The sequence below is a fragment of the Aquiflexum sp. TKW24L genome (genome assembly GCF_023502205.1).
In the GTDB taxonomy this organism is placed as follows: domain Bacteria; phylum Bacteroidota; class Bacteroidia; order Cytophagales; family Cyclobacteriaceae; genus Cognataquiflexum.
The window spans coordinates 25,554-51,702 of sequence record NZ_JAMFLG010000002.1 but is presented as its reverse complement, the minus strand read 5'-3'; the positions used below and the strand labels follow the sequence as shown (position 1 = coordinate 51,702).

General features: G+C 41.3%; 23 protein-coding genes. 17 read left to right on the top strand and 6 right to left on the bottom strand.

Annotated elements, in window-relative coordinates; genetic code table 11:
* The first annotated feature begins 75 nt into the window (after window positions 1–75).
* The 6 genes from M3O96_RS01595 to M3O96_RS01570 all read left to right on the top strand — a co-directional run bounded on the left by M3O96_RS01595 (window position 76) and on the right by M3O96_RS01570 (window position 5,609).
* Entirely contained in the window at window positions 76–810 is a 735-nt protein-coding gene (locus tag M3O96_RS01595) for an RluA family pseudouridine synthase (protein WP_241141871.1), read from the top strand.
* A 76-nt stretch (window positions 811–886) separates the two neighbouring features.
* A complete protein-coding gene (locus tag M3O96_RS01590; protein WP_249718117.1) occupies window positions 887–1,114 on the top strand; it encodes a hypothetical protein in 228 nt (75 codons plus the stop codon).
* A 49-nt stretch (window positions 1,115–1,163) separates the two neighbouring features.
* Window positions 1,164–1,661 carry a SixA phosphatase family protein gene (locus tag M3O96_RS01585; protein WP_249718115.1) on the top strand — a complete coding sequence of 166 codons (498 nt, stop codon included), beginning with the start codon at window positions 1,164–1,166 and terminating at the stop codon, window positions 1,659–1,661.
* A 124-nt stretch (window positions 1,662–1,785) separates the two neighbouring features.
* Entirely contained in the window at window positions 1,786–3,354 is a 1,569-nt protein-coding gene (locus tag M3O96_RS01580; RefSeq protein WP_249718114.1) for a glycerol-3-phosphate dehydrogenase/oxidase, read from the top strand.
* Window positions 3,355–3,357: 3 nt separating this feature from the next.
* Window positions 3,358–4,857, top strand: a complete 1,500-nt coding sequence (glpK, locus tag M3O96_RS01575) for a glycerol kinase GlpK (RefSeq protein WP_249718112.1) — start codon at window positions 3,358–3,360, stop codon at window positions 4,855–4,857.
* On the top strand, window positions 4,857–5,609 hold the full coding sequence (locus M3O96_RS01570; protein WP_249718110.1) for an MIP/aquaporin family protein: 753 nt from the start codon (window positions 4,857–4,859) through the stop codon (window positions 5,607–5,609). The genes glpK and M3O96_RS01570 overlap by 1 nt, the downstream gene beginning before the upstream one ends.
* 62 nt (window positions 5,610–5,671) lie before the next feature.
* Here M3O96_RS01570 and M3O96_RS01565 read toward each other — a convergent pair whose 3' ends face one another.
* Together M3O96_RS01565 and ade are read right to left on the bottom strand one after the other, a co-directional pair.
* Window positions 5,672–6,811, bottom strand: a complete 1,140-nt coding sequence (locus tag M3O96_RS01565) for an acyl-CoA dehydrogenase family protein (RefSeq protein WP_249718594.1) — start codon at window positions 6,809–6,811, stop codon at window positions 5,672–5,674.
* Window positions 6,812–7,043: 232 nt separating this feature from the next.
* Window positions 7,044–8,678 (bottom strand): adenine deaminase, encoded by a 1,635-nt coding sequence (gene ade / locus M3O96_RS01560; protein WP_249718109.1) that lies wholly within the window; start codon window positions 8,676–8,678, stop codon window positions 7,044–7,046.
* A 155-nt stretch (window positions 8,679–8,833) separates the two neighbouring features.
* Here ade and cmk point away from each other — a divergent pair, with 155 nt between their 5' ends.
* From cmk to M3O96_RS01515, 9 genes are all read left to right on the top strand, one after another.
* A complete protein-coding gene (gene cmk, locus M3O96_RS01555; protein ID WP_249718591.1) occupies window positions 8,834–9,514 on the top strand; it encodes a (d)CMP kinase in 681 nt (226 codons plus the stop codon).
* A gap of 10 nt (window positions 9,515–9,524) precedes the next feature.
* Window positions 9,525–10,424, top strand: a complete 900-nt coding sequence (locus tag M3O96_RS01550; RefSeq protein WP_249718106.1) for a 4-hydroxy-3-methylbut-2-enyl diphosphate reductase — start codon at window positions 9,525–9,527, stop codon at window positions 10,422–10,424.
* Between the two features lie 135 nt (window positions 10,425–10,559).
* Window positions 10,560–11,924, top strand: coding sequence for a Na(+)-translocating NADH-quinone reductase subunit A (locus M3O96_RS01545; RefSeq protein WP_249718104.1), 1,365 nt, complete (start codon window positions 10,560–10,562; stop codon window positions 11,922–11,924).
* A gap of 5 nt (window positions 11,925–11,929) precedes the next feature.
* Window positions 11,930–13,144, top strand: coding sequence for an NADH:ubiquinone reductase (Na(+)-transporting) subunit B (locus M3O96_RS01540; RefSeq protein ID WP_249718102.1), 1,215 nt, complete (start codon window positions 11,930–11,932; stop codon window positions 13,142–13,144).
* On the top strand, window positions 13,131–13,907 hold the full coding sequence (gene nqrC / locus M3O96_RS01535; RefSeq protein WP_249718101.1) for an NADH:ubiquinone reductase (Na(+)-transporting) subunit C: 777 nt from the start codon (window positions 13,131–13,133) through the stop codon (window positions 13,905–13,907). Before M3O96_RS01540 ends, nqrC begins: the two co-directional genes overlap by 14 nt.
* 27 nt (window positions 13,908–13,934) lie before the next feature.
* Window positions 13,935–14,615, top strand: coding sequence for an NADH:ubiquinone reductase (Na(+)-transporting) subunit D (locus M3O96_RS01530; RefSeq protein ID WP_249718099.1), 681 nt, complete (start codon window positions 13,935–13,937; stop codon window positions 14,613–14,615).
* A 15-nt stretch (window positions 14,616–14,630) separates the two neighbouring features.
* Entirely contained in the window at window positions 14,631–15,242 is a 612-nt protein-coding gene (nqrE, locus tag M3O96_RS01525; protein WP_249718096.1) for an NADH:ubiquinone reductase (Na(+)-transporting) subunit E, read from the top strand.
* A gap of 150 nt (window positions 15,243–15,392) precedes the next feature.
* Window positions 15,393–15,950 carry a DUF502 domain-containing protein gene (locus M3O96_RS01520; protein WP_249718094.1) on the top strand — a complete coding sequence of 186 codons (558 nt, stop codon included), beginning with the start codon at window positions 15,393–15,395 and terminating at the stop codon, window positions 15,948–15,950.
* A 109-nt stretch (window positions 15,951–16,059) separates the two neighbouring features.
* Window positions 16,060–16,686 carry a 3-keto-disaccharide hydrolase gene (locus M3O96_RS01515; RefSeq protein ID WP_249718091.1) on the top strand — a complete coding sequence of 209 codons (627 nt, stop codon included), beginning with the start codon at window positions 16,060–16,062 and terminating at the stop codon, window positions 16,684–16,686.
* On the opposite strand, the gene selD is transcribed toward M3O96_RS01515, so the two are convergent.
* The 4 genes from selD to dnaE form a co-directional block, all read right to left on the bottom strand.
* On the bottom strand, window positions 16,683–17,723 hold the full coding sequence (gene selD, locus M3O96_RS01510; protein ID WP_249718089.1) for a selenide, water dikinase SelD: 1,041 nt from the start codon (window positions 17,721–17,723) through the stop codon (window positions 16,683–16,685). The two genes, M3O96_RS01515 and selD, sit on opposite strands and share 4 nt — an antisense overlap.
* Window positions 17,699–18,751: a tRNA 2-selenouridine(34) synthase MnmH gene (gene mnmH, locus M3O96_RS01505; protein WP_249718087.1), complete on the bottom strand. Its 1,053-nt coding sequence runs from the start codon at window positions 18,749–18,751 to the stop codon at window positions 17,699–17,701. The genes selD and mnmH overlap by 25 nt, the downstream gene beginning before the upstream one ends.
* 76 nt (window positions 18,752–18,827) lie before the next feature.
* The gene (gene trxA / locus M3O96_RS01500; protein ID WP_249718085.1) at window positions 18,828–19,148 is read right to left on the bottom strand and encodes a thioredoxin; all 321 of its coding nucleotides are present in this window, start codon (window positions 19,146–19,148) and stop codon (window positions 18,828–18,830) included.
* A gap of 201 nt (window positions 19,149–19,349) precedes the next feature.
* Window positions 19,350–23,636: a DNA polymerase III subunit alpha gene (gene dnaE / locus M3O96_RS01495; protein ID WP_249718083.1), complete on the bottom strand. Its 4,287-nt coding sequence runs from the start codon at window positions 23,634–23,636 to the stop codon at window positions 19,350–19,352.
* 143 nt (window positions 23,637–23,779) lie between these two features.
* Here dnaE and M3O96_RS01490 point away from each other — a divergent pair, with 143 nt between their 5' ends.
* Window positions 23,780–24,199 (top strand): PH domain-containing protein, encoded by a 420-nt coding sequence (locus tag M3O96_RS01490; protein ID WP_249718081.1) that lies wholly within the window; start codon window positions 23,780–23,782, stop codon window positions 24,197–24,199.
* Between the two features lie 363 nt (window positions 24,200–24,562).
* On the top strand, window positions 24,563–26,131 hold the full coding sequence (locus M3O96_RS01485) for a Fic family protein (protein ID WP_249718079.1): 1,569 nt from the start codon (window positions 24,563–24,565) through the stop codon (window positions 26,129–26,131).
* Window positions 26,132–26,149 lie beyond the last annotated feature (18 nt).

Sequence of the window (26,149 nt, the reverse complement as noted above, 5' to 3'; positions counted from 1 at the left end):
CTAAAACGCCAAGGATTTTAGTCTTTGCGATTTTGCAGCTTTGCGGGATTTTTTAAACTTGTAAAACTTATCAATATGAAGAAGAAACCATTTTCAGTAGTCTATGAAGACAATCACCTCCTGATAGTCAACAAGGCTGCGGGTGTGCTCGTGCAGGGAGACAAGACCAAGGACAAAACGCTGACAGATTACTGCAGGGAATATATAGCCAAGAAATACAACAAGCCCGGAGATGTTTTTTTACATCCTGTTCACCGTCTTGACAGGCCTGTCAGTGGATTGGTGGTTTTTGCCAGGACTTCCAAAGGACTTGAGCGCATGATGGAGCTTTTCCGCAAGCGGGATATCCATAAAGTGTATTGGGCAATAGTCAAAAACAGGCCAAAGGAAGAAACCGGGAAACTGACCCATTATCTGGTGAAGGACGAGGTTAAAAACTTCGTAACCGCTCACGAAAAGGAAGTCGAAGGATCGCAAAAAGCGGAACTCAATTACAAGACTTTGGGAAAATTGAATGACCATTGGTTGTTGGAGGTACGCCCGGTTTCTGGAAGACCGCATCAGATCAGGGTGCAATTAGCCTCAATGAATTGCCCGATCAGGGGGGATTTGAAATATGGTTTTCATAAACCCAATCCAGATGCGAGTATCAACCTCCATGCATTCCACCTGGTATTTGTCCACCCAATCAAAAAGGAAAAGATCTTCCTCAGAGCAGCTTTGCCGGAAGAAGCTTTTTGGGAGCAATATTTGGAATTTGAACCGGTTAGGGGCAAAGACCAGCAACTGGAAAATACTTTTAGTGGGTAATTTTATTTCCGAATTGTTTTTTGCTTGCCACTGTTTTCAGAATAGTTATTAAATTGATGTTTCAAAGCCTGAATTTATGAAAACAATACAAGTCAAAGTAAGTGAAAAGGATTTAGAGAAGTATAATCTGGACAGTGACCCAATCATTGATTTCAAGCTCCTTGTTGAAAAAATAAACCTCGATTTTGCAAGGAAAGCACTAGAAGAATGTCAAAATATTGCAAAAGAGGTAGGATTATCAGAATTGACATTGGAAGAAATTGATGCGGAGATCAAGGCGGTAAGGAATGAAAGTCATTCTTGATACAAATTGGTTATACTTTTTTTTGCTCAAAAAAATTCAAATAATTGAAATGAAAAGTCTTTTCACCCTCTTGATAGTTTCATTTTTGTTGCTCGCTTGTTCTCCCAAGCAGGAGCCAAAGACCATTTACATTGTCCGCCATTCAGAGAAAATCCTACAAGGCGATGACCCCGGGCTGAGCGTGGCCGGAACAGCCAGGTCCAAAAAACTAGGGCAAATCCTTGAACAAAAAGAAATCCAACACATCTTCAGCACCAATACCATCCGGACCAAATCCACAGCACAACCTTTGGCGGATGCGATAAGCATTACTATAGAAATATACGATGCCAAAAACCATGATGCTCTAGTCAAGGAGCTGAGGGAAAGAACAGGTAACATCCTTGTGGTCGGACACAGTAATACTGTCAATCAGTTGGCCAATTATTTTGTAGGCTCAGGTGATAAATACGCCGAACTTCAAGACATCGAGTATGATTTTATATTCGAAGTTTCTCTAAAGGAAGATGGCAGTTCAGTAGAAAGGAAAGTTTTTAAGGATTTTTGATTTTTTTCACCACAGAATAATTTTTTAAATACTATTCAGGCTGACTTAAATCATCTTTTAAACATTTGCCTGAATTTTAATTTCCTTATTTTTTCTATTAACTTGGAAAGAAAAATTTTTCGTTATGAACAGGTCAGCCAACCTCAGTAAAATCAAAGACAATCAGGAAAAAGTTTGGGACATTGCGGTCATTGGAGGAGGTTCTTCCGGTTTTGGAGTCGCTTTGGATGCGCTTTCGAGAGGGCTTTCGGTGGTTTTGTTAGAAAAATCGGATTTCGCCAAAGGCACTTCCAGTCGCAGTACCAAACTACTTCATGGCGGCGTCCGCTACCTTGCCCAAGGAGATGTGTTGTTGGTTTTGGAAGCTTTAAAAGAAAGGGGAAGACTTTTGGAAAATGCCCCACATCTCACCTACAACCAGCCATTTATCATTCCCATTTACACTTGGTTTGACAAGTTGCAATATTCTGTCGGTCTCAAACTATACGACCTGATGGCTGGCAAATGGAGGTTGGGTAAATCCAAATTTATCAGCAAAAAGGAAACTGTCAGCCGCATGCCCCAGATCAAGCAGGAAGGACTGAAAGGCGGGGTGGTCTATCATGACGGTCAGTTTGATGACGCTAGGATGATCATAGCTTTGGCCCAGACCTGCGATGAGCTCGGTGGTTGTGTGTTGAATTATTCCAAAGTAGAATCCCTGACCAAAGATACCCACGGTAAGGTCGACGGCCTGAATTTTATAGACCAATTGAATGGAAGCCATCTACAGATCAAGGCAAGGATGGTGGTCAATGCCACGGGTGTTTTTGCTGACAAGATTTTAAGGATGGATAATCCTGATGCGAGAAAGAGCATTCAGCCAAGTCAAGGCATACATTTGGTTTTTGACCAGTCTTTTTTGGGAGGCAAGGATGCGTTGATGATTCCCAAAACTTCTGACGGCAGGGTGTTGTTTGCCGTGCCTTGGCATGGAAAGCTAGTCGTCGGGACCACAGATACCTTGAAGGACAAACCCCAATTGGAACCGGAAGCTTTGGAAAAGGAAATAGATTTTGTGTTGGAAACTGCCCAAGCATACCTGACCAAAAAACCTACAAAGGCTGATATACTTTCTGTTTTTGCGGGATTGAGGCCATTGGCTGCGCCAAAAGAAGATGGAGCCAAAACCAAGGAGATTTCCCGTACACATAAAGTGATTCTTTCAGATTCTAAGTTGGTCACCCTGACAGGGGGCAAATGGACCACTTTCAGAAAAATGGGTGAGGATACTGTAGAATATTACCCTAGAGTGACTGGTAAATCCATGTCTGAAAGCAAATCTGTCTCACAAAAACTTCATGGATTCACCATCAAGCCGGATGAAGGGCATATGGCCATCTATGGATCTGACGCTTTTCAGATCAGGTTTATGCTCAAAGACCACCCCGAGTGGAGAGAAAAACTACATCCAAAATATCCTTATACCATTGCCGAGGTGATTTGGATCATTAGGAATGAAATGGCCGTCAAACTGGAAGATGTGCTCTCAAGGAGGTTCAGGATTCTTTTGCTTGATGCCAGGACTGCCATGGAGATGGCGCCAAAAGTGGTGGAGATCATGGCCAAAGAACTTGGAATGGATCAAAATTGGATAGAGGATGAATTGAAGGAATTTAAAAAGACTGCCAATAAATACATCATAAAACCCTAAGCAATGACCCAAAATACCCAGTACATCATGTCTTTGGACCAAGGAACGACAAGTTCACGGTCCATCATTTTTAACAAACAGGGCGAAATAGTATGTGTTGCCCAAAGAGCTTTCAAACAACATTTTCCAAAATCAGGGTGGGTAGAACATGACCCTATGGAGATTTGGTCCACCCAATCTTCGGTTTTGGCAGAGTCCATGGCCAAAGGTGGTATCAAAGCCAAAAATATTGCTGCCATCGGAATCACCAACCAAAGGGAAACCACTATTATTTGGGATAGGAAAACAGGAAAACCCATCTACAATGCCATCGTGTGGCAGGATCGCAGGACTTCCACCTATGTTGACCAACTCAAAGCAGAAGGCAAAGAAGAAATGGTCGCCTCCAAAACCGGTTTGGTGTTGGATGCCTATTTTTCAGCCACCAAGATCAAATGGTTGCTTGACAATGTCGAGGGAGCAAGAGAAAAAGCTGATAACGGAGAATTGGCTTTTGGCACAGTAGATACATGGCTAGTTTGGAACCTGACCCAAAAGCAGGTGCACGTCACGGACGTTTCTAATGCCAGCCGTACCATGCTATTCAACATTTTTGAAAAAAAATGGGATACCAAACTCTTGTCACTTTTTGATATTCCAATGTCCTTATTGCCCGAAGTGAAGTCAAGTTCTGAGGTGTATGGACATACTTCCGAATCGTTGTTTCCTGTGCCGATACCCATTTCCGGGATCGCAGGTGACCAACAGGCAGCACTTTTTGGACAGTTGTGTACCCATCCCGGAATGGCAAAAACCACTTACGGGACCGGTTGTTTTCTCATGATGAATACTGGCGAACAACCAGTTAAGTCAAACAACAAATTGCTGACGACTATTGCTTGGGAAATCAATGGAAAAGTCAACTACGCTTTGGAAGGCTCTGTGTTTATTGGCGGCGCAGCTATCCAATGGCTCAGAGATGGAATTGAGCTTTTTGGTCATGCCAAAGAAAGTGAAGTATTGGCCCAAAGCTTAAAAGACAATGACGGGGTTTATTTTGTGCCGGCTATGGCAGGACTTGGAGCACCGCATTGGGACCAAAATGCTAGAGGTGCTTTTTTTGGAATTACCCGTGGGACAACAATCGCCCACATGACTCGGGCAGCTTTGGAAGCCATAGCCTATCAAGTCCGGGATGTATTGGATGCGATGCAGAAAGACAGTGGTGCACCTATCAAAGAACTTCGGGTCGACGGTGGCGCTACTGCAAATAATTTCCTGATGCAGTTCCAGTCGGATATTTTGCAGACCAAAATCAAAAGGCCCAAAATCATCGAAACCACTGCAATTGGAGCGGCGTTTTTGGCTGGCTTGGCGGTAGGTTTTTGGGAATCTGAAGAAGAATTACAGGCCCTATGGGAATCAGACAAGGATTTTGATCCAAAAATGGATGTTGAGAAAGTTGATTACTTTCTTCATTTTTGGCACAAGGCAGTTGAACGTTCTAAAAACTGGGTAGAATAATGAATACACTTGTTGCAGAATTTATAGGAACATCACTTCTGTTGGCCATGGGTTCGGGGGTGGTGGCCAATGTGGTTTTGAACAAAACCAAAGGGCAGAATTCAGGTTGGATGGTGATCACCACCGCTTGGGCATTGGGAGTTTTTATTGGGGTTGTGGTGGCAGGTCCGCACAGCGGTGCGCATCTCAATCCCGCTGTAAGTATCGGTTTGGCTATTGCGGGACTTTTTGACTGGGCGATGGTTCCCGGATATATTTTCGCTCAGATTTTGGGAGCCATGTTTGGGTCAGGGATTGCCTGGCTGATTTACAAAGATCACTTTGATGCTACTCCAGATCCAGGTCTCAAGTTTGCACCATTCGGGACGGCACCTGCCATCCGAAACTTGTCTTCCAACCTGTTTTCAGAAATCATCGGAACATCCGTTTTGATCATCGTGATCCTGTATTCTACCAGTCCTGTGATTACCTATATAGATGGGAAGGAAATTCCAATAGGACTTGGAGCGCTTGGGGCTTTGCCAGTGGCGTTTTTGGTTTGGGTGATAGGATTGGCTTTAGGAGGTACTACAGGCTATGCCATCAATCCTGCAAGGGATTTTGGACCAAGATTGATGCATCAATTGCTTCCGATCAAAGGAAAAGGAACAAGTGATTGGGCCTATTCTTGGGTTCCGGTAGTAGGTCCGATTCTAGGTGCAGGAATTGCTGCTGGAATTTTCCTTTTGTTGGGTGAAGGGAACTTGGTTTAAAATAGAATATATAAGTATTAACCCTCCAAGGATTTTTATGCCTTGGAGGGTTTGATTTTTTCCTATCTCAGTACTTCCCTCGCAATCACAATCTTTTGGATCTCCGAAGTGCCTTCTCCAATGGTACAAAGTTTGGAATCTCTGTAGTATTTCTCCACCGGATAATCTTTGGTAAATCCATAGCCGCCAAAAATCTGAACTGCTTCATTGGAAACAGATACCGCGACCTCAGATGCATATAACTTTGCCTGCGCACCTTCCAAAGTCACTTTTTGGCCTTTGTTTTTCAAGGCTGCTGCTTTGAAAGTCAATAGCTTTGCTGCTTCTATTTGAGTGGCCATGTCTGCCAATTTGAAAGAAATTCCCTGAAAACTGTTGATCGGTTTGTTGAATTGGTGACGTTCCTTGGAATATTGGATGGACGCTTCCAAGGCACCTTCAGCAATACCCAACGAAAGTGCGGCAATAGAGATTCTTCCCCCATCCAGAACTTTCATCGATTGGATAAACCCATCCCCAACTTCTCCCAAAATCTGACTTTCATGTACCCTGCAATCTTCAAAAATCAGTTCCGCAGTTTCAGATGCACGCATGCCGAGTTTATCTTCTTTTCTCCCGCCTTTGAATCCTGGAGTTCCTTTTTCTATCACAAATGCAGTCATCCCATGGGAATCCCCCACTTCTCCTGTCCTTGCGATGACCACAGCTACATCACCGGAAATTCCATGCGTAATGAAATTTTTGGCACCATTGAGAACATAATGCTCGCCATCTTTGATCGCGACAGTTCGCATGTTGCCGGCATCAGAACCGGTATTCGGCTCGGTCAATCCCCAAGCTCCGAGCAATTCGCAGGTGGCTAATTTGGGTATGTATTTTTGCTTTTGGGCTTCATTGCCAAACATCAGGATGTGGTTGGTGCAAAGTGAATTGTGCGCCGCCATCGATAGACCTACTGATGGATCTAATTTGGATAATTCCACAATCGCAGTCACGTATTCGAAGTAGCCAAAACCTGAACCTCCATATTCTGTTGGCACAAGGACCCCCATCAAACCAAGATGTCCAAGTTTTTTGAAAAGTTCAACAGGAAAAATCTGCTTGTCATCCCACTCTTTTCTGAATGGGGTAATCTCCTTTGCTCCAAAGTCCCGAATCATCTTGGCGATCATCGCCTGATTTTCATTGAGCTCAAAATTCATCATAATTCTATTTTATTAATTGGGTTTATCTGTACTAAGATACAAACTCCAAGTTCATGGGGAAGGTTTGTCTTAAATCTGGGATTTCAGTCTTTGCCCCTGCAACATGACAAACGGAGCAACTTCCGATTTTGAGTCAAAGGTTCTGTGGTATTTTTAGGAGTAAATTTAGAAAATCACAAAATTTAATTTTGATTAATATCTTAAAAATATTTATACAACTGGTTGGAAGCTAGGATAGAAACACGTCAACAAACTCAAACCGCTGTCCGTCAAACAATCCTCTGTCGCTGAGTTTGAGGTCCGGGATGACCAATAGTGCCATGAAACTCAATGTCATGAAGGGTGATTTGAGAGCTGAACCCATGTCCTTTGCCATTTTGTCGATGTTGGTGTAGGCTTCCGCCACTTCATAGCCATCGTTCGGTGACATAATTCCTCCAACTGGCAAAGCCAATACCATTTCCTCGGTTCCGTTCACCGCGGAAATGCCGCCTTTTTCTTGGATCAATAAATTAACCGCCCGGCAAATGGACGCATCATCCACGCCGACTGCAATGATATTGTGTGAATCATGGCCTACAGAAGAAGCGATTGCTCCGGATTTCAATCCAAAATTTTTGATAAAAGCAATGGAAGGCGGTGCATCTTGGTAACGGTTGACTACCGTCAATTTTAGAATATCAGATTCGGGGTTTGATTCGGCAAAGCCATTCTTTAGAAGGATTTCTCCTTGGATTTCTGACGTAATAAGTTGTCCGTCCAATGCGCTGATTACCCTGACTTTATTTCCTTTTGCCAATACCTGATAATCCGTAATCGTTTTTATTCCTGTATTGAAGTTGTTGATAATCGGATTTTGGATTCGGTTGATCAATGTTTTTCCCTTTTCCGCTACCAATTGTCCATCGATATAAGTCTCAAGAACTTCGAAATCCATGAGGTCTTTGACGATAATAAAATCTGCGGGATCACCGATTTGCATTTGCCCGACATCCATCCGATAGTGTTCGACAGGCGTGATGCATGCTGCCTTTAAAACATCAAATACGTCCTTTCCTTTTGCCACCGCCCTGATCACAAGTTCATTGATATGGCTGAAAGCCAGGTTATCAGGATGCTTGTCATCCGAGCAAAACATCACCATATCAGGATAGTCATCGATGATATCGATCAATGCATCAAAGTTTTTGGCTGCGCTCCCTTCACGGATGGAGATTTTCATTCCCAACTTCACTTTGTCCAAAGCCTCTTCCAAAGTAAAACATTCGTGGTCGGTGGTAATGCCCGCTGAGGCGTATTGGGCAGCAATTTCCCCTCTCAATCCTGGCGCATGCCCATCGACAGGTTTACCGTATTTCTTAGCAAGGGCAATTTTTTCCATGACGATTGGGTCTCTGTTGACAGTTCCCGGCCAATTCATCATCTCTGCGAGGTAGCTGATTTCTTTTCTTTCCAATAAATCATGGATATCCCGTACACTGATTTCCGCACCGGCAGTTTCAAAAGGAGTAGCGGGAACGCAGGAAGGAGCACCAAAATAAAACTTGAAGGGAACCTGATTTCCATTCTCAATCATGTAATTGATTCCCTCCATGCCGCATACATTAGCGATTTCGTGCGGATCAGAAACGGTCGCAACAGTTCCATGGACTACGGCCAACCTTGCGAACTCGGAAGGAACGAGCATGGAAGATTCAATATGGACATGTGCATCAATGAAACCTGGGAGAAGATATGGAAGGGTTTTGTCTTCGACAGTTTTTCTGATAGACACAATCCTACCTTTTTCTACAGAAACCTCCGCTGAAAAAATCTCACGGTTGGAAATATCAACTAGCTGTCCGAAGACAATAAAATGCGCCATTACAAAAAGATTTTGAAGGATTGAAAATAAATGTTTACAGTAGCATGGTATAGCCTTACCAAGTTATGGATTACATACATATTGGAAAGGAAATAGATTTAAAACTACTATATTTGCGCCTGAAATTAAAAAAAGCCAAGGCTACTTTTCATTTGATGCAAAAAATTGTAATTGCAATTGACGGATATTCTGGGTGTGGCAAAAGTTCTACTGCTAAAGCGGTGGCTCAAAATCTAGGTTATACCTACATCGATTCAGGGGCAATGTACAGGGCAGCCACATTGCATTTTTTGAATAATCATGTCGTACTTTCCAACGTCAAGGAAGTAATTAAAAATCTTGAATCACTCGAAATCACGTTTCACCCAAATCCTGACAGCGGAAGACAAGAAACCTACCTGAATGGGCTCAATGTGGAGGATGAAATCAGGTCCATGAGGGTGTCGGATTATGTGAGTGAAGTAAGTAAGCTCAAAGAAGTGAGACATGAACTCGTCGCCCAGCAGCAAAAGATGGGAAAGAAAAAAGGAGTAGTCATGGATGGAAGGGATATCGGGACAGTGGTATTTCCTTCAGCAGAATTAAAGGTTTTTATGTCAGCGGATTTGAACATCCGTGCAGAGCGAAGACAAAGGGAACTTCTCGAAAGGGGGGAGTTGGTAACATTGGATAAGATTATCCAAAATCTAGCAGAAAGGGATCAGGTAGATACTACAAGGAAAGAGAGTCCCCTTAGAAAGGCAGATGATGCCTTGGAGTTGGATACTAGTTTGTTGGAATTTGATGATCAGGTAAATAAGATTGTATCATTTGCCAAAGAAAAAATCGGCAATTAAAATTTTGACTATGGAAGTTACCATTGACAAAAATTCTGGGTATTGTTTTGGGGTAGAGTTTGCCATCAAAATGGCAGAAGACGAAATGGAATCGTCCGAAAAACTATACTGCCTTGGAGACATTGTCCATAATGACATGGAAGTAAAGCGTCTCAGCGAAAAGGGTCTGGTAGTGATAGATAGGGAGCAGCTTCAGGAATTGACCGATTGTAAAGTCTTGATCAGGGCACATGGTGAACCGCCCGAAACATATAGAACAGCAATTGAGAATAATATAGAATTGATAGATGCCTCTTGTCCGGTGGTTTTAAAGCTTCAGCACAGGGTGAAAACTGCCTTTGATAAAATGGAACGCGAGCAAGGACAGATTGTCATCTATGGAAAAAAAGGTCATGCAGAGGTAATCGGTCTTACGGGGCAGACATTGGAAAAAGCAATTGTGGTCATGGAAGACCAAGATCTGGATAAAATTGATTTTTCCCGTCCGGTTACCTTGTTCAGTCAGACAACCAAAAGCACAAAGGGTTTTTACGAATTGAAAACCAAAATCGAAGACAGAATAAAATCAGAGAAAGGGCAACTTTCTGAGGTTGATTTCAATGCAAATGATTCCATCTGCAGGCAAGTTTCCAATAGGGAACCACAGCTTCAGAGATTTTCCATAGAAAGTGATGTCATCATCTTTGTTTCGGGCAAAAAAAGCTCAAATGGAAAAGCCTTATTTCAGGTCTGTCTTGCTGAAAACAGTAAAAGTTATTTTGTTGAAAACGAAACCGAAATAGATCCAATGTGGTTTAGCGCTGAGGACAAAATCGGCATTTGTGGCGCAACATCGACACCTATGTGGCTGATGGAGCGAGTGATGCATCACATTCAGTCACTTGAAGCAGGGATGGTTTTGGAAAATTGACCTTTGTCCCGTTTAGATAAAACCTTTGATATCTGTGTCGAAACTCACAAATATTACCAGAATTATCTTCTAATAACTGATGTATTTTATTAGATTTGAGGCGTTTTTAAAAAGACCAAACAGTTCATAAATCATATGTCTAAAACAATAAAGCTTAAGAAAGGATTTGATATTAAGCTCGCCGGAAAAGCTGAAAAACAGCTCGGAGATTTCCAACGGGCCCAAACCTTTGCAATCAAACCTGCTGATTTTATTGGAATGCAAAGACCCAAGGTCACTGTAAATGAAGGAGATTCGGTTAAGGCCGGTACGCCTATTTTGTTTGACAAGGCCATGGACAGTGTTCAATTTGTTTCCCCTGTTTCAGGAGAGATAGTTGAAATCAAAAGAGGAGACAAAAGGAAGTTGCTGGAAATTAAAATCCTCGCAGATGAAGTTGTCAGCTATGAATCTTTTGAAAAATTCACAGAATCTTCTTTGAAAACCATCGGCAAAGAGACTGCAATAGCCCAACTTTGCAAAAGTGGTGTTTGGCCACAGTTGATTCAAAGACCCTTTGGAATCATCGCAAACCCGCAAGATTCACCCAAATCGATATTTATTTCCGGTTTTGACACTAATCCTCTTGCACCCGACTATGCTTTTGCATTGAAAGGAGAGGAAAAATATTTTAAGGCGGGAATTCTGGTACTTCAAAAACTGACTTCAGGTAAGGTTCATTTAGGACTAGAGCTTGATGCCGAGATTGCACCCGTTTTTGCCAACGTGCAGGGAGTACAGATCAATAAATTTTCAGGCCCCCACCCGGCAGGCAATGTAGGCATTCATATTCACCATATCGATCCGATCAACAAGGGTGAAATTGTCTGGACTATTAGCCCGTTTGGAGTTATTCAGATGGGTAAGCTTTTCCTTGAGGGAAAATATGATGCTTCCAAAGTGATCGCTGTTACAGGATCTGAGGCTAAAAAGGCTGTTTATGCCAAAACTTATCTTGGAGCCTGTGTGGATACTTTAGTCAAAGGTAATCTTAAGCAGGATCATATCAGAGTTGTCTCCGGAAATGTATTGACAGGTGAAAAGATAAACACAGATGGGTATTTGGGTTATTACGCCAATCAGATTACTTTACTTCCTGAAGGAGACTATTATGAGTTTTTAGGTTGGATGAAGCCAACTTCAGATAAGTTAAGCTACCATAGGGCTCTAGGTTTGCTTTCTTTTCTTACTCCAAACAAAGAATATGTTTTGGATACCAATGTAAGGGGAGAAGAAAGGGCCTTCGTTCAGACTGGGGTTTTTGAAAGTGTAACTCCAATGGATATTCTTCCGGTTTATTTGTTAAAAGCTATTTTAGCAGAAGATTTTGACGAAATGGAAGAGCTTGGAATCTATGAAGTGGTGGAGGAAGATTTGGCTTTGTGTGAATTTGTAGATGTATCCAAACATCCCGTGCAGGAAATTATCAGAAAAGGAATAGATTTAATTCAATACAGTTAAGTAATATGAAGTTTCTAAGAGATCTGTTAGATAAGCAGAAACCGCTTTTTCATAAAGGCGGAAAGTTGGAGAACTTATTTTACCTCTATGAGGCAGGTGAGACATTTTTGTTTTCCCCAAATCATACCAATGGTATAAAGGGTGCTCAAGTAAAAGATGCCATTGACCTTAAGAGGATGATGATCACCGTGGTGATTGCCATGATTCCATGTCTTCTTTTCGGTATTTATAATACCGGTCATCAGCATTTCCTTGCCACAGGTCAAACTGCCGGATTGTGGGATGATTTCGGTCCAAAATCCCTCTTGGGATTGCAGCTTGTGCTGCCGATAGTTATAGTGGCTTATGCTGCTGGCGGTTTGGTTGAAGCTGGTTTTGCAGTTGTCAGAAAACACCCTATCAATGAAGGCTTCCTTGTAACGGGAATGTTGATTCCATTAATTGTGCCCGCGACGCTTCCATTATGGCAGGTTGCATTAGGTACCATTTTCGCAGTTATTATTGCAAAAGAGGTATTTGGCGGAACAGGGATGAATATCTTAAACGTAGCGATGACAGCAAGAGCATTTTTGTATTTTGCTTATCCTGCGCAAATATCAGGTGATCAAGTTTGGACTTACTTGGGCGACAAGGCACCTGTAGATGGCTTCTCAGGCGCTACAGCCTTGGCTGTAGCATACAATGCAGGAGTTGATGAGCAACCGGTCACCCAAGCACTTGCGGAACACAATTCAGTTCTGGGAGATGGGTTATTCAGTTTCTACAACATGTTTATGGGTTGGATTCCGGGTTCTATCGGAGAAACCTCCACCTTGATGGCATTGGTTGGAGCATTGATTTTGGTGGCAACAGGTGTAGCAAGTTGGAAAATCATAGTAAGTGGGTTTGCCGGGGCATATCTTATGGGCTTGGTGATGAATCTCTTTGCTGTCAATGAATACATGGCTATGTCTCCAGAGTATCATTGGGTGGTAGGTGGCCTCGCTTTTGGAATTGTTTTTATGGCTACTGATCCTGTATCAGCAGCCCAAACCGAAACTGGAAAATGGATTTATGGTTTGTTGATTGGTATTTTGACCGTTATCATTAGAGTGACTAATCCGGCTTATCCGGAAGGCATTATGCTAGCCGTTCTTTTCATGAACGTGTTTGCGCCATTGATTGATTATTATGTAGTTAAAGCAAATAAAAACAGGAGGTTACAACGTGCAACAGTCTAACACATATATTATCACATTTTCCATAATACTGACTGTAGTATTGGGTCTGCTGCTTTCGGGCACATCGCAGGTATTGGGTCCATTGCAACGGAAAGCAGAAGATTTGGATAACAAAAAGCAAATTTTAGGAGCTGTATTGGAAAGTGATCAATTGAGAGCTATGAAGCCTGAAGAAGTACTGAGCTTTTATGAAACTAGAATTGCTTCCCGGGTAGTTGATATCGAAGGAAAAGAAGTAACACAAAATCCCGATGGAAGTCCAATCGTTGCCGAAAAAGTAAATGTCGGCAAAAATTACAAAATGGCTCCTGAAAGAAGAATGTATCCAATATTTATTTATCATGCCGAAGGAAATCCCGAATCAGTGGAATCTTATATTCTTCCGGTATATGGGGCTGGCCTATGGGATGAAATCTGGGGATATGTTGCTTTGCAGACTGATCTCACTACCATCGAAGGTGTGACTTTTTCCCATAAAGGTGAAACTCCAGGTCTAGGTGCAAGAATCACTTCTCGTGATGTGCAGGAACGTTATCAAGGGAAAGAAATTTATGATGAATCAGGCAATCTTCAATCTGTTTACATGCAAAAAGGTGAAGGGAAGGATTATTCAGGAGAATCTCATAAAGTTGATGGGCTTTCCGGAGCTACCATTACTGCGAATGGTGTAAATAACATGATGAAAAATTACCTTCAGTACTATAGTTCGTTTTTGAATAGTCAAAAATCAGGACAACAAACTGAAGCTGTTGCCGCAAATTAAATCTTGAACGTTTCAAACTATAAATAAATGAGTACAGAAACCACAGTGACAGAAGTAAAAAAGCCCGCTGAAGCGCTTTTGTCAAAGAGAAGAAAGAAGTTGATTTCAGATCCCTTGGTGGATAGCAATCCTGTTACCATTCAGGTTTTGGGAATTTGTTCCGCTTTAGCTGTCACCACCCAAATGCAGCCAACCTTGATCATGGCTATTTCGGTTATTTTCGTTATTGTCATGTCAAACTTTGTCATTTCCTTGATGAGAAATACTATTCCATCCAGAGTGAGGATCATAGTTCAATTGGCAGTGGTGGCGACCTTGGTGACCTTGGTAAGTGAATTGCTCAGAGCTTTTGCCTACGATATGTACAAGGAGCTATCAGTTTTTGTTGGCTTGATCATCACTAATTGTATTGTAATGGGGAGACTTGAAGCTTTTGCTCTGGGAAATAAACCCTACGATTCTATTCTTGATGGTTTTGGTTCTGCGTTGGGTTATTCTTGGATAATCTTAGCGGTGGCCTTTTTCAGGGAGTTGTTAGGGTCAGGCAGTTTTTTTGGAATTCCTATTTATGATTCAATTTCAGGAATTTTCGGTGATAATTTCAGCTTGGCTACCAATGGCTTGATGGTTTCACCGGTGGGTGCTTTCATCATATTGGGATTGATCATTTGGGTACAGCGTACCAAAACAGGTTATGTTGAACATTAATTAAAGACACGAGACATGGAATTATTTAGCTTGGCCATTCGGTCAATTTTTATTGAGAATATGGTTTTCGCTTACTTTTTGGGAATGTGCTCTTTCTTGGCAGTTTCCAAAAAGGTGAGTACGGCTATCGGGCTTGGTGCCGCAGTTATTTTCGTTTTGACTGTGACCACTCCAGCCAATTGGCTCTTGAATGAATATGTTTTGAAAGAAGGTGCATTGACTTGGGCAGGTGATACCTTTGCCACGATTGACCTTTCCTTTTTGAGATTTATCATGTTCATCGCCATTATTGCTGCCATCGTTCAGCTTGTAGAAATGATAGTTGAAAAATTTGCACCTGCACTTTACGGTGCTTTAGGTATTTTTCTTCCTTTAATTGCTGTTAACTGCGCCATTTTGGGTGGGTCCTTATTCATGGCACAAAGGGATTATACTTTAGCTGAAGCCACCGTTTATGGTTTTGGATCTGGGACGGGATTTTTTTTAGCTATCATTGCTTTGGCAGCTATTAGAGAAAAACTAAAATATTCCAATGTGCCAAATGGTTTGAAAGGACTCGGAATTACCATGCTTTTGACGGGCCTGATGGGGATTGCATTTATGTCATTTATGGGAATAGATCTTTAGTAGATTTTCCTCCTAAATATTGAAACCCCGGAACTCTCATTTCGGGGTTTTTTATTGCCTTTTGCGAACTGGATCTGGATAAAATGTTTTTATCGATTAATTCCTTCCAAAAAGCATTCTTTTCCTTATTTTTATTTCAAATGTTTCGATATGTCTTTCACTTATAAAAGAATGATTACCTACTTTTTTAGAGGATTACTTTTTGTAATTCCAATTACACTTACCATCTACGTCATCTATCTCATTATCCAATTTTTGGATGGGATTTTACCAATTCCTATTCCCGGACTTGGGATATTGATCATGTTGGCTTTCATCACTTTTGTTGGTTTTTTGGCAAGTATATTTATTACCAAACCATTGTTTGACATCTTTGAAAAGTGGATTTTTAAAATTCCTTTGATCAATATTTTATATACAAGTATCAAGGATTTGATGTCGGCTTTTGTCGGGGACAAAAAGAAATTTAATATTCCTGTTATTGTAAAATTGTCGGAAGGGATGTCCCGGCTTGGCTTTATTACACAGGATGATTTGACGATTTTGGAGGAGGATAATTTGGTAGCCATCTATTTTCCCCATAGCTACAATTTTTCTGGGAACCTTTATTTAGTTCCTAGAGACAATGTACGGATTTTGAGAAATGTGAAAAGCGCTGACATTATGAAATTGATTGTGTCTGGAGGGGTTTCTTCCATGCATGAATGATTGTTCCGGGTATTTACCAACCATATAGATTATGGCAGATCAATCAATTTTTCCATAATAGTCAATATTATTTTTGTTATATTTCCTCATAACCATCTTCCAAAATACCATGAAAAAACTACTTGTAATCCTTATCCTGTTTTCCGTTTCCTCCTTTTCTTTTGCTCAAAAAGATGGGTGGATTTCCTTGTTCAATGGCAAAAATATGGACGGATGGAAGATTTCAGAGAATCCATCTTCATTTGCGGTTGTAGATGGAGAGATCAAAATTGATGGACCACGAGCCCATGCATTTTATGTTGGTGAAGTCAATAATGGGGAGTTCACAGATTTTGAATTTTCCGCTGAAGTAAAAACCATGCCTAAAGCTAATTCGGGTATTTTTTTCCATACCAAGTATCAAGAAACAGGATGGCCTGACAAAGGGTATGAAGTGCAGGTAAACCAATCTCACAGTGACTGGAGAAAGACTGGCAGTTTATATTCATTCAATGATGTGAAAGAAGTCCATGTCAAAGATGGAGAATGGTACACCGAACACATCATCGTCAAAGGCGATCATGTTACCGTAAAAATCAATGGCAAAACTGTGATGGAATATGTGGAGTCAGAAGATAAAAACAGGCCTGCCAATGCCGGTGAAAAGAAAATCGATAAGGGAACATTTGCACTTCAGGCGCATGACCCCGAAAGCGTGATTTATTATAGAAACATCAAGGTGAAAATCTTAGATTAAATAACTTTTACTTTACTGGCTGATTGGGAATTAAACTCCCCGATCAGCCATGCTTTTTGTTGGTGTTGTTCCAGAATCGACTCAAAAGCTTTTTGAAATGTAGGGTTGATCGCCACCATCAATCCTCCGTTGGTCTGCGGATCGCAGAATTTGACCAACTCCATGCCGATGATTCCTTCGGATTTGCCACTGTAGGCATTCCAATTCCTGTAGGTATTGTCAGGAAAAATAAATTGGTTGATATATTCAGTCACACCTTCGATCAGCGGAAGGCTAATTCCTTGAATGACAGCCGTCAGACCTGCTCCTTCTGCCATTTCCACTAAATGCCCCAATATTCCAAATCCTGTCACATCGGTCATTGCGTGGACATAATCCAATAGTCCAAAATCTTTTCCAATCGAGTTGATTTGGGTAGCATAGAGGATCATATTGGCATAATCCTCCTCTTTGATTTTGTCCCTTTTCAGTGCAGTAGCCAAAACCCCGATACCCAATGGCTTGGTGATGTAAATCAAATCTCCTTCCTGTGCCCCTTTGTTGGTTTTGATATTTTTTGGGTGAACAACTCCATTCACAGAAAGGCCAAAAATTGGATCTTTAGCCGCAATGCTATGTCCTCCTGCCAAAGGAATTCCTACCAAATGGCACATCTCACGACCTCCTTCCAATACTTCACTTGCTAGAAGTGGATCTATTTTTTCCACCGGCCAACTTAAAATAGCATTGGCAAAAAGTGGTTTTCCTCCCATTGCATACACATCCGATAGGGCATTTGCTGCGGCAATCCTCCCAAAATCGTAAGCGTCATCCACAATCGGCGTGAAGAAATCAACTGTATTGATCATCGCTAAGTCATCGCTGAGTTGATATACTGCAGCATCGTCCTTGGAAGAGTTTCCTACTAATAGCATTGGGTCTTCCAAATCCACAGATTTTCTATTTCCAAGAATACTGTCCAAAACAGCAGGAGCGATTTTGCAGCCACAGCCTGAACCTTCACTGAATTGGGTTAATCTGATAGTTGGGTTTTCCATTTGATTTTATTTTTTAGTGCTAAAAGTTGTTGAAGAGATTTTTCCAAATCCGTATTGCTCAAGTCAAGTTGAAAGTTTTGTTCCCTTTGATGGCTGTCAAGTTCATAGCCGTATGTTTTGTCATAATAGACGAGCATGTTTGCAATCCAAGATTCATGACGATGTTCCATGATATCATTCATTGCCTCTGATGTTCTTTTTCCACCCAATTTTTTTTGAAGTCTTTTAACTGCTTCAAGGAGTTCACTTTGAGGTAAAGCAGCATATTCATTTGTAATATGGTTAATCCTTTCAATATCGGATTTTGTGATTTCTATTAAGGGAGATTGGATGATGTTGGCGTACAATTCATCGGCAATATTTACTTTTCCTATTCTCCGGCTTTCATTTTCTATCCATATTTTCTCAGTGTGCCCAATTTTGAATAGTTGTTCAGCGAGCAAATTTTCAAAATGCTCGATGCTTGGTTGGGGAGGTTGACCGATTCCGCCAAAGGAAGAACCTTTGTGTTGGGCAAGATTTTCAAGGTCAATGACGGATTCACCTCTTTTTGCTAGTTCATGGAGCAAAACGGTTTTACCAACTCCGGTTTTTCCACCCAGAATGATGAAATCCCTTTTTGCCCGGACGGTTTCATAGGTAAGTGTCCGGTATGTTTTGTAGCCACCCTTCAACCGTAAGATTTCGAACCCTGCCACGCTGAGTAGCCAAGACATGATTTCACTACGCATACCTCCACGCCAACAATAAGTCATGATTTTTTTGTCTGGAAAAAGCCGCAAAGCATCTTGAATGATAGCATGGAACCGAGGTCCGACGAGGTCGAACCCCTTCATGATGGCTTCCTGATTCCCTTGTTGCTTGTAGATCGTTCCGACAATTTTCCTTTCCTCGTTATTCAGGATTGGTAGATTGGTGGCACCTGGAATATGTCCCTGCTCAAATTCCCCTTCACTACGCGAATCCAAAATTGGGATGCTTCCCCGTAGTTCCAAAAATTGCTCAAGTTCAATCAGGGTTTCTTTCATGAATTCATTTTACTTAAAAATAAAAATAGCCACAAAGATTTGATCTTTGTGGCTATAATTTTAAATTCTATATGAATTAAAGTTGTGCGTCTAGTTTTTGGGCTAAAACTGCTTTTGGAACTGCACCAACTTGCTTGTCTACTATTTTGCCATCTTTGAAAAAAAGAAGGGTTGGGATACTTCTGATTCCAAACTGAGAGGCGACCATCGGATTGGAATCGACATCTACTTTTCCAATCACTGCTTTACCTGCATAATCACCGGCCAATTCTTCTACGATCGGGCCGATCATTTTACATGGTCCACACCATTCTGCCCAAAAATCCACTAGAACAGGATGTTCTGAATTAATTATTTCTTGGAAGTTTACGTCAGTAATCTCTATTGCTTTTGCCATTGTATAATATTTTTGGATGTTTCTAATTTTTCAAATATACTTCTAAAGCACTTTACTCGTGAATAAGTTCCGACTTGATATAAAATTATTAGACCTGATTTTTAAAGAATTCAGGACGAAATATGGTGAGATTCAAAACGCTTAAAGTTGAAGGAAGGGGTTAAGTTTCCGAGTGACCTTAGTTCTGATCGGTTTCCAAAGTTATAATATCTGATACATCACTTCAGGAATCTGACCTAAAGCCTTGATCATTTCATTGGAAGGATCTACTGAATATCTCTTGGACATGAGGTCCAACGTGATGTTTTCCCTGCTGTCGATGATATTGATATACAGTTTTGCATCTCCTTTATATTTTTGGGTTATGATCTCCAGCTTTTCCATTAATTCAAAATTCAAATCATCCAAGTCAATATTGACCCGTAAACCTTTGACCATTTTTGCACGGACTTCACTCAAGAGCATCATGGAGTTGATTTTGAACTCATATTCATTCTCCTTCCATTTGTTGAGGTGTGTGGAACCTGTCAAATAAATAAACCACCCATTCATGAAATACTCTTTGAACCGGATATAATCTTCTCCAAAAATAAAGAAGGTATGTGCCCCGTGATAATCCTCCATAGTAAGCGTCCCAAATGGTTTCCCAGTTTTGGTAGTCCTATGGGCAAATGAGGTCACGGCACCGGCGGATTTGATATCGCCTTTTTTTCGCAAAGTATCGATATCGTTAAATTCTGTCAAAGGAGTATTGGTAAATGATTCAATCTCTACCCTGAACTGATCCAATGGATGCCCTGAGATATAAAGTCCCACCACTTCCTTCTCAATGTTCAATTGCTGAAGCTGACTGAAAGGCTCCATCGGAGGGATGCTTGGCAATGGAACTTCCATTCCGATACCTCCGCCAAAGAGACTCACCTGTGAACTGTCTGCTTCCTGCTGCACTTTTTGTGCATATTTAGTGGCTTTTTCCAATACTGTCACATCACCATCCAAGGCTTCGAGATACTGTCGTCGGTGGTGTTCTTTGAAGCAATCAAAGCCACCTGCCATTGCCAACGCTTCCAAAGTTTTCTTATTTACTGCTCGGGAATTGACTCTTTTGCAGAACTCAAAGATATTTTTGTAAGGTCCCGATTTTTCTCTTTCTGCAATAATCATATCCACGGCAGCACTTCCTGCACCTTTGATGGCAGCAAGACCAAATCGGATCTGACCTTCCTTATTTACTGTAAACCCATTATTCGATTCATTGATATCCGGTCCCAAAACTGCCATGCCTCCACGTTTACATTCTTCCATAAAGAATGTCACCTGCGTGATATCGTTCATGTTGTTGCTGAGAACCGAGGCCATGTACTCTGCCGGATAATGTGCTTTCAAGTATGCCGTCTGGTAAGCGATCCAGGCATAACAGGTAGAGTGGGATTTGTTAAAGGCGTAGGAGGCAAAGGCTTCCCAATCTTTCCAAATCTTCTCTAGTTTTTTAGGGTCGTGTCCTTTTGTGGAAGCTTGTTCCACAAATTTGGGTTTCATTTTATCCAAGACATCCTTTTGCTTTTTACCCATCGCCTTTCGCAGAACGTCGGCTTCACCTTTAGTAAATCCTGCCAGTTTCTGAGACAGCAGCATGACCTGTTCTTGATAGACCGTAATACCATAAGTTTCCTCCAGATATTCTTTCATGTCATCGAGGTCATAGCTGATGGGTTCTGTGCCATGCTTCCTTCGGATAAAACTCGGGATATATTCCAATGGCCCCGGTCTGTAAAGCGCATTCATCGCAATCAAATCAGCAAAAACTGTCGGTTTCAATTCCCGCATATACTTCTGCATCCCCGCAGATTCATATTGGAAGATCCCGACAGTTTCTCCTCTTTGAAAGAGCTCATAAGTCTTCACGTCGTCAATCGGAAACTCATCAGGATCGAGGTCTATGCCATGTCTTTCCTTGACGATTTTGACAGCGTCTTTGATCAAGGTGAGGGTTTTCAAACCCAAAAAGTCCATTTTCAACAAACCGGCGCTTTCCACGACGGAGTTGTCAAACTGCGTACAGACCATGTCCGAATCTTTGGCCAAAGCCACAGGGACGTAATTGGTAATGTCTCCCGGTGTGATGATCACCCCACATGCGTGGATGCCGAGGTTTCGTACAGATCCTTCCAAAACCGTTGCCTGCTTGATCGTGCGGGACAATTCATCCTGACCCTTATAAATACGGATCAGTTCATCAGCTTTGCCGATATCCTCTCCGTTGTTTTTGAGCTTATCTGCCAGTTTTGCCCTGTCATTGGAAAGGTCAAAAAGTGCCTTTAACTTTATGTCCGGCACTAGCTTAGCCAATTTATCCGCCTCTGCCAAAGGCAGGTTCAAAACCCTTGCGGTGTCCCGAATCGCTGATTTGGCAGCCATGGTACCGTAAGTGATGATCTGCGCGACTTGGTTGGAACCGTATTTGTTGATCACATAATCGATGACTTTCTGACGGCCTTCATCGTCAAAGTCAATGTCAATATCGGGAAGGGACACCCTGTCCGGATTGAGGAATCTCTCGAAGAGTAGGTCATAAGCGATAGGATCCACATTGGTAATACCCGTACAGTATGCTACTGCCGAACCCGCTGCCGAACCCCGACCAGGCCCCACTGATACACCCATCTTTCTCGCTGCCCCTGTAAAATCCTGTACGATCAAGAAGTAACCCGGGTAACCTGTTTTTTCAATTGTCGCCAATTCAAATTCCAGTCTTTCTCTGATTTCGTCAGTGAGAAGGGGATAACGTTTCTTTGCGCCTTCGTAGGTCAGGAATTTCAAATAAGTGTTTTCTCCTCTTTTGCCGCCATCTTCTTCATCCAAGGAATTTTTGAATTCCTCAGGAATCTGGAAATTGGGAAGCAAGACATCCCGTTGGAGTTTGTAGGTTTCTATTTTTTCGACAATCTCATTGGTGCAGGCAATGGCTTCAGGAAGGTCTGCAAAGAGCTTTTTCATCTCTTCGGGACTTTTCAAATAGAATTCGTCATTGGGAAATCCATATCGGAATTCACGACCACGCTTGCCGATATATTTCTTCGGCTTCTCTACCAATTCCCCATCCTTGACACAAAGCAAAATATCATGCGCTTTGGCGTCATTTTTATGGTTGTAATAAGTATTGTTGGCGGCAAAGTATTTAACCCCATACTTGTGGGCAAAATGTAACAAAACCTCATTCACTTTTTCTTCTTCGGGAATCCCGTGACGGTTGAGCTCTACATAAAAGTCTTCTCCAAATTGCTCCTTCCACCAGACAAATGCCTCTTCTGCTTGCGTGTCACCCACATTCAAAATCAGGTAAGGAACCTCTCCCCAAAGTCCGCCTGTGGTAGCAATGAGGTCTGATTTGTATTCCACCATAACATCCCTGTCGATCCTTGGGAGATAATAATACCCTTGGATATTGGCATAGGAGGAGAGTTTGGCGAGGTTATGGTATCCTTTTTTATTTTTTGCCAATAAGACAGTCTGGAAACCGTCGTCCTTTTGACTTTTGTTATTTCTGTCTTTGGTCAGGTTAAATTCACAACCGATGACGGGTTTGATATCTTTTGCGAGGGCTTCTTTGACAAAATTGAAAGCCGCCATCATATTGCCATGGTCAGTCATGGCAATGGCGGGCATCTTCATTTCTTTAGCCAAGGCAATCATAGCCGGAATCTCTGAAGTCGCCTGAAGAACTGAATATTGGGTATGGACATGGAGGTGTGAAAAAGGCATGTCTGTCATGACCGAGATATCAGCCGTTCCGGCAGCTTTCAGGACATCTTTTGCCGCAGTTTTTTGAGTGTCTTTTGCATTGGCAAAGTTGGCAACATCCAAAATAGGTGCCTCATATATTACCTCGGAAACTTGGATACCATTGGCAGGAGCAATTACTTTTTGGGTAATCAGCCCAAAAAAACATTTGGCAGTAGCCGCCACGTCATAAGCTGCATCGTGGGCATCCTGAAACCCATTGCCAAAAAGTTTGTGGTGTAATTCGGTCAGCGTCGGCCATTTATATTTTCCGCCTTTTCCACCCGGTAGCGCACAAAAATCAGTGGAAAGGTCCTTGGTATCCATTTCTTTCATAGACTGCAGCTTCATGGGGATTTGCTTTCGCAAAAACTCAGAACCCACCACATTGATGTCAAAACCGATGTTATGGCCTACGAGAAACGTAGCCTTTTCTACATCCTCATGAAAAATTGAGAGAACTTTATCCAAAGCATGACCTTCTCTAGTCGCACGCGCTGTGGAGATGCCGTGCACTTTTTCGGCATTGTAAGGTATGGTGAAGCCTTCCGGTTTGACGATGTAATTATGATTGGAAAGGAGCTTGCCTGTGGCGTCGTGAAGTTGCCATGCCACCTGAACCAGCCGTGGCCAATTGTCATCATTAGACATAGGGGCATTATAACTTCTTGGTAATCCGGTGGTTTCGGTATCGAAAATAATATACATAAGTGCTACTCAAAATTGGATGGTCTAAAATAAGACATATCCTCGGGAGCTGCTATTTGAGTGGCGGAAATTGTCGGGATTTAATTTTAGATTTTCACATTAACCAATTTGAAATGGATAAGCTTTTTTGCTAAACTTAACCCATGAAAAAATACAAGGCAAAAAAGGGAATAGGCATAAAAATGCTTTTGGCTTTTTCAATACTTTTTCCTGCTGTTGTTTATATTTCTGATAGGCAATCGCTTTTCAATTTTTTCGGGCTTTTTTTGCTTCTTTTGATTCCGCTTTTAATGCTGGGTTGGGTTTACTTAAGCACCGCTTATTGGATTGATAATCAAAAACTTTATTATAAATCAGCATTCTTAAAAGGTGATTTAGACATCCTTCAAATTACCGGAATTACTAAAAATAAAACCATGTGGACAGGGGTCAAACCTGCGATGGCAGGCAAAGGACTTATCATAAAAATGAAATATGATGAAATTTATGTAGCACCTGAAGACAATGAGGAAATGATCAAAGATTTATCGAGGATAAATCCAAGGATTGAAATTATAGGATGATTTTACCGAGATGAAGACCAAAAATAGACCATAATTCATTTTTAGAAAATGAGTTTCCTTTTTAAAGTTAATTTCTAAGCATTTTTCACCTTTTGGAAATGATTTTCCTTTTTAGACAAAGTTAGATCCTAGATTCTATCACCATTTTTTTTCTACTGAACCCACTTTTTTTATTTCAAACCCTCAATGCAAAATCCTATGAAGATAATAGCGGGATAATTGGATAATCCTAAAAATCATATTTATCGATGATTCAGATTCCTTTTCCTTTTGCGCCTGTATTTATTAATATTATGTATTTGCACTCGTTTTTCTTGTGTTGCGCCTATTTATTTTTTACTTTGCTCCTATTATAAATTCAATATGGCAAAAAGCGCTCATTTTTCATTTTCCGCAGCTATTTTTCAAGGAAAGCAATTACCTGAACATGGGACTGTAGTAGGTTATGCGTCGATCATTCAAGGCTTGATGCTTGAAATACCTGTTCCGAGCACAATTTCTATTATCAGCAATCAGAATAGAAAGTATCAGCAGGAGGGGTGGTTGGTCTTTCCCAAGATATATCAGCCTAATGATTCCTTTGCAGTATCTGAATTAGAGGCATTGTTTATGCAATTGGTCTTTGCGTTAAAATATGAGGGTGTCAATTTATTGGTTTTTAAAAAATTGACTGAATATTATTCTATAGATCAGCTCCATGAACTTTCCAATTTAGAACCGACTGGTCAGTATAGCAGACGGATTTGGTTTTTGATTGAGTGGTTGGGAGGGTTCCAATTGTCACGTAAGAAAGATCTTGAAAAAAAAGGATATATAAAGTTGGTGAATGATACTATCCAATACACAATTGAAGGTATAAAATCCCCGCGCCACCGTGTCATCAACAACCTCCCCGGGACAGTGGAGTTTTGCCCGTTAATTTCAAAAACTGAAAAATTAGAGCAATACGTCCATGCCAATTTAGCAGACAAACAAACAAAGTACTTGAAGGACTTCAGCAAGGATATACTTCAAAGAGCATCTTCATTTTTATTATTGAAAGATTCGAAGGCTTCCTTTTCTATTGAGGGAGAAAGTCCAAAAAGCAAAAGAGCGGTTCGCTGGGGACAAGCAATAGGACAAGCGGGGTTGCGAGATCTGTCAAAGGAAGAATTGCTAAGGTTACAACAGTTGGTCATTGAAAATCCGCGATTTCTGGAATTGGGATTTCGGACCAAAGGTGGTTTTGTTGGAGAACATGACCGAAGCACTGGGGAACCTATTCCTGATCATATTTCAGCAAAATGGGAAGACCTTGATAGGTTGATAAGTGGATTTCTGGAAACAGAAAAGCTTTTATGGAAAAGCGAAATGAATCCGGTTTTGGTTGCCACTGCCATAGCTTTTGGGTTTGTTTTTATACATCCGTTTGAAGATGGAAATGGGCGGATCCACAGGTACCTCATCCACCACATTCTCAGTAAAATGAATTTTTCTCAACAGGGAATCATTTTTCCTGTTTCTGCTGCAATTTTGGATAAAATCCATGAATACAGAAAAGTTCTGGAATCCTACTCTTTGCCCATACTGGATTTTATCCAATGGGAGGAGACTAAAGACCATAATGTAAAGGTTCTCAACCAAACTGCAGATTATTACAGTTACTTTGATGCCACAAAACATGCCGAGTTCCTTTTTGAATGTGTGGAAGATACGATCTTGGAAATCATTCCAAGAGAAGTCGAATATTTAACGAAATACGATGCATTTAAGCGATCTATGGAGGATGAATACGAGATGCCGGATAAACTGATATCCTTGTTGGTAAATTTTTTGGAACAGAACAATGGTATTTTGTCAAAAAGAGCAAGAGAAAATGAATTTGCCAATCTGAATGATAAAGAAGTTCAAGAAATAGAAAATGAATTTAGGAGGGTTTTTAGCGATGTATAATAAACCCAATACCCGAAC

What these genes read in the sequence shown, in the direction of transcription:
- M3O96_RS01595 (WP_241141871.1), top strand. Translation starts at nt 76, where the DNA reads ATGAAGAAGAAACCATTTTCAGTAGTCTATGAAGACAATCACCTCCTG.
- M3O96_RS01590 (WP_249718117.1), top strand. Translation starts at nt 887, where the DNA reads ATGAAAACAATACAAGTCAAAGTAAGTGAAAAGGATTTAGAGAAGTAT.
- M3O96_RS01585 (WP_249718115.1), top strand. Translation starts at nt 1,164, where the DNA reads ATGAAAAGTCTTTTCACCCTCTTGATAGTTTCATTTTTGTTGCTCGCT.
- M3O96_RS01580 (WP_249718114.1), top strand. Translation starts at nt 1,786, where the DNA reads ATGAACAGGTCAGCCAACCTCAGTAAAATCAAAGACAATCAGGAAAAA.
- glpK (WP_249718112.1), top strand. Translation starts at nt 3,358, where the DNA reads ATGACCCAAAATACCCAGTACATCATGTCTTTGGACCAAGGAACGACA.
- M3O96_RS01570 (WP_249718110.1), top strand. Translation starts at nt 4,857, where the DNA reads ATGAATACACTTGTTGCAGAATTTATAGGAACATCACTTCTGTTGGCC.
- M3O96_RS01565 (WP_249718594.1), bottom strand. Translation starts at nt 6,811, where the DNA reads ATGAATTTTGAGCTCAATGAAAATCAGGCGATGATCGCCAAGATGATT.
- ade (WP_249718109.1), bottom strand. Translation starts at nt 8,678, where the DNA reads ATGGCGCATTTTATTGTCTTCGGACAGCTAGTTGATATTTCCAACCGT.
- cmk (WP_249718591.1), top strand. Translation starts at nt 8,834, where the DNA reads ATGCAAAAAATTGTAATTGCAATTGACGGATATTCTGGGTGTGGCAAA.
- M3O96_RS01550 (WP_249718106.1), top strand. Translation starts at nt 9,525, where the DNA reads ATGGAAGTTACCATTGACAAAAATTCTGGGTATTGTTTTGGGGTAGAG.
- M3O96_RS01545 (WP_249718104.1), top strand. Translation starts at nt 10,560, where the DNA reads ATGTCTAAAACAATAAAGCTTAAGAAAGGATTTGATATTAAGCTCGCC.
- M3O96_RS01540 (WP_249718102.1), top strand. Translation starts at nt 11,930, where the DNA reads ATGAAGTTTCTAAGAGATCTGTTAGATAAGCAGAAACCGCTTTTTCAT.
- M3O96_RS01530 (WP_249718099.1), top strand. Translation starts at nt 13,935, where the DNA reads ATGAGTACAGAAACCACAGTGACAGAAGTAAAAAAGCCCGCTGAAGCG.
- nqrE (WP_249718096.1), top strand. Translation starts at nt 14,631, where the DNA reads ATGGAATTATTTAGCTTGGCCATTCGGTCAATTTTTATTGAGAATATG.
- M3O96_RS01520 (WP_249718094.1), top strand. Translation starts at nt 15,393, where the DNA reads ATGTCTTTCACTTATAAAAGAATGATTACCTACTTTTTTAGAGGATTA.
- M3O96_RS01515 (WP_249718091.1), top strand. Translation starts at nt 16,060, where the DNA reads ATGAAAAAACTACTTGTAATCCTTATCCTGTTTTCCGTTTCCTCCTTT.
- selD (WP_249718089.1), bottom strand. Translation starts at nt 17,723, where the DNA reads ATGGAAAACCCAACTATCAGATTAACCCAATTCAGTGAAGGTTCAGGC.
- mnmH (WP_249718087.1), bottom strand. Translation starts at nt 18,751, where the DNA reads ATGAAAGAAACCCTGATTGAACTTGAGCAATTTTTGGAACTACGGGGA.
- trxA (WP_249718085.1), bottom strand. Translation starts at nt 19,148, where the DNA reads ATGGCAAAAGCAATAGAGATTACTGACGTAAACTTCCAAGAAATAATT.
- dnaE (WP_249718083.1), bottom strand. Translation starts at nt 23,636, where the DNA reads ATGTATATTATTTTCGATACCGAAACCACCGGATTACCAAGAAGTTAT.
- M3O96_RS01490 (WP_249718081.1), top strand. Translation starts at nt 23,780, where the DNA reads ATGAAAAAATACAAGGCAAAAAAGGGAATAGGCATAAAAATGCTTTTG.
- M3O96_RS01485 (WP_249718079.1), top strand. Translation starts at nt 24,563, where the DNA reads ATGGCAAAAAGCGCTCATTTTTCATTTTCCGCAGCTATTTTTCAAGGA.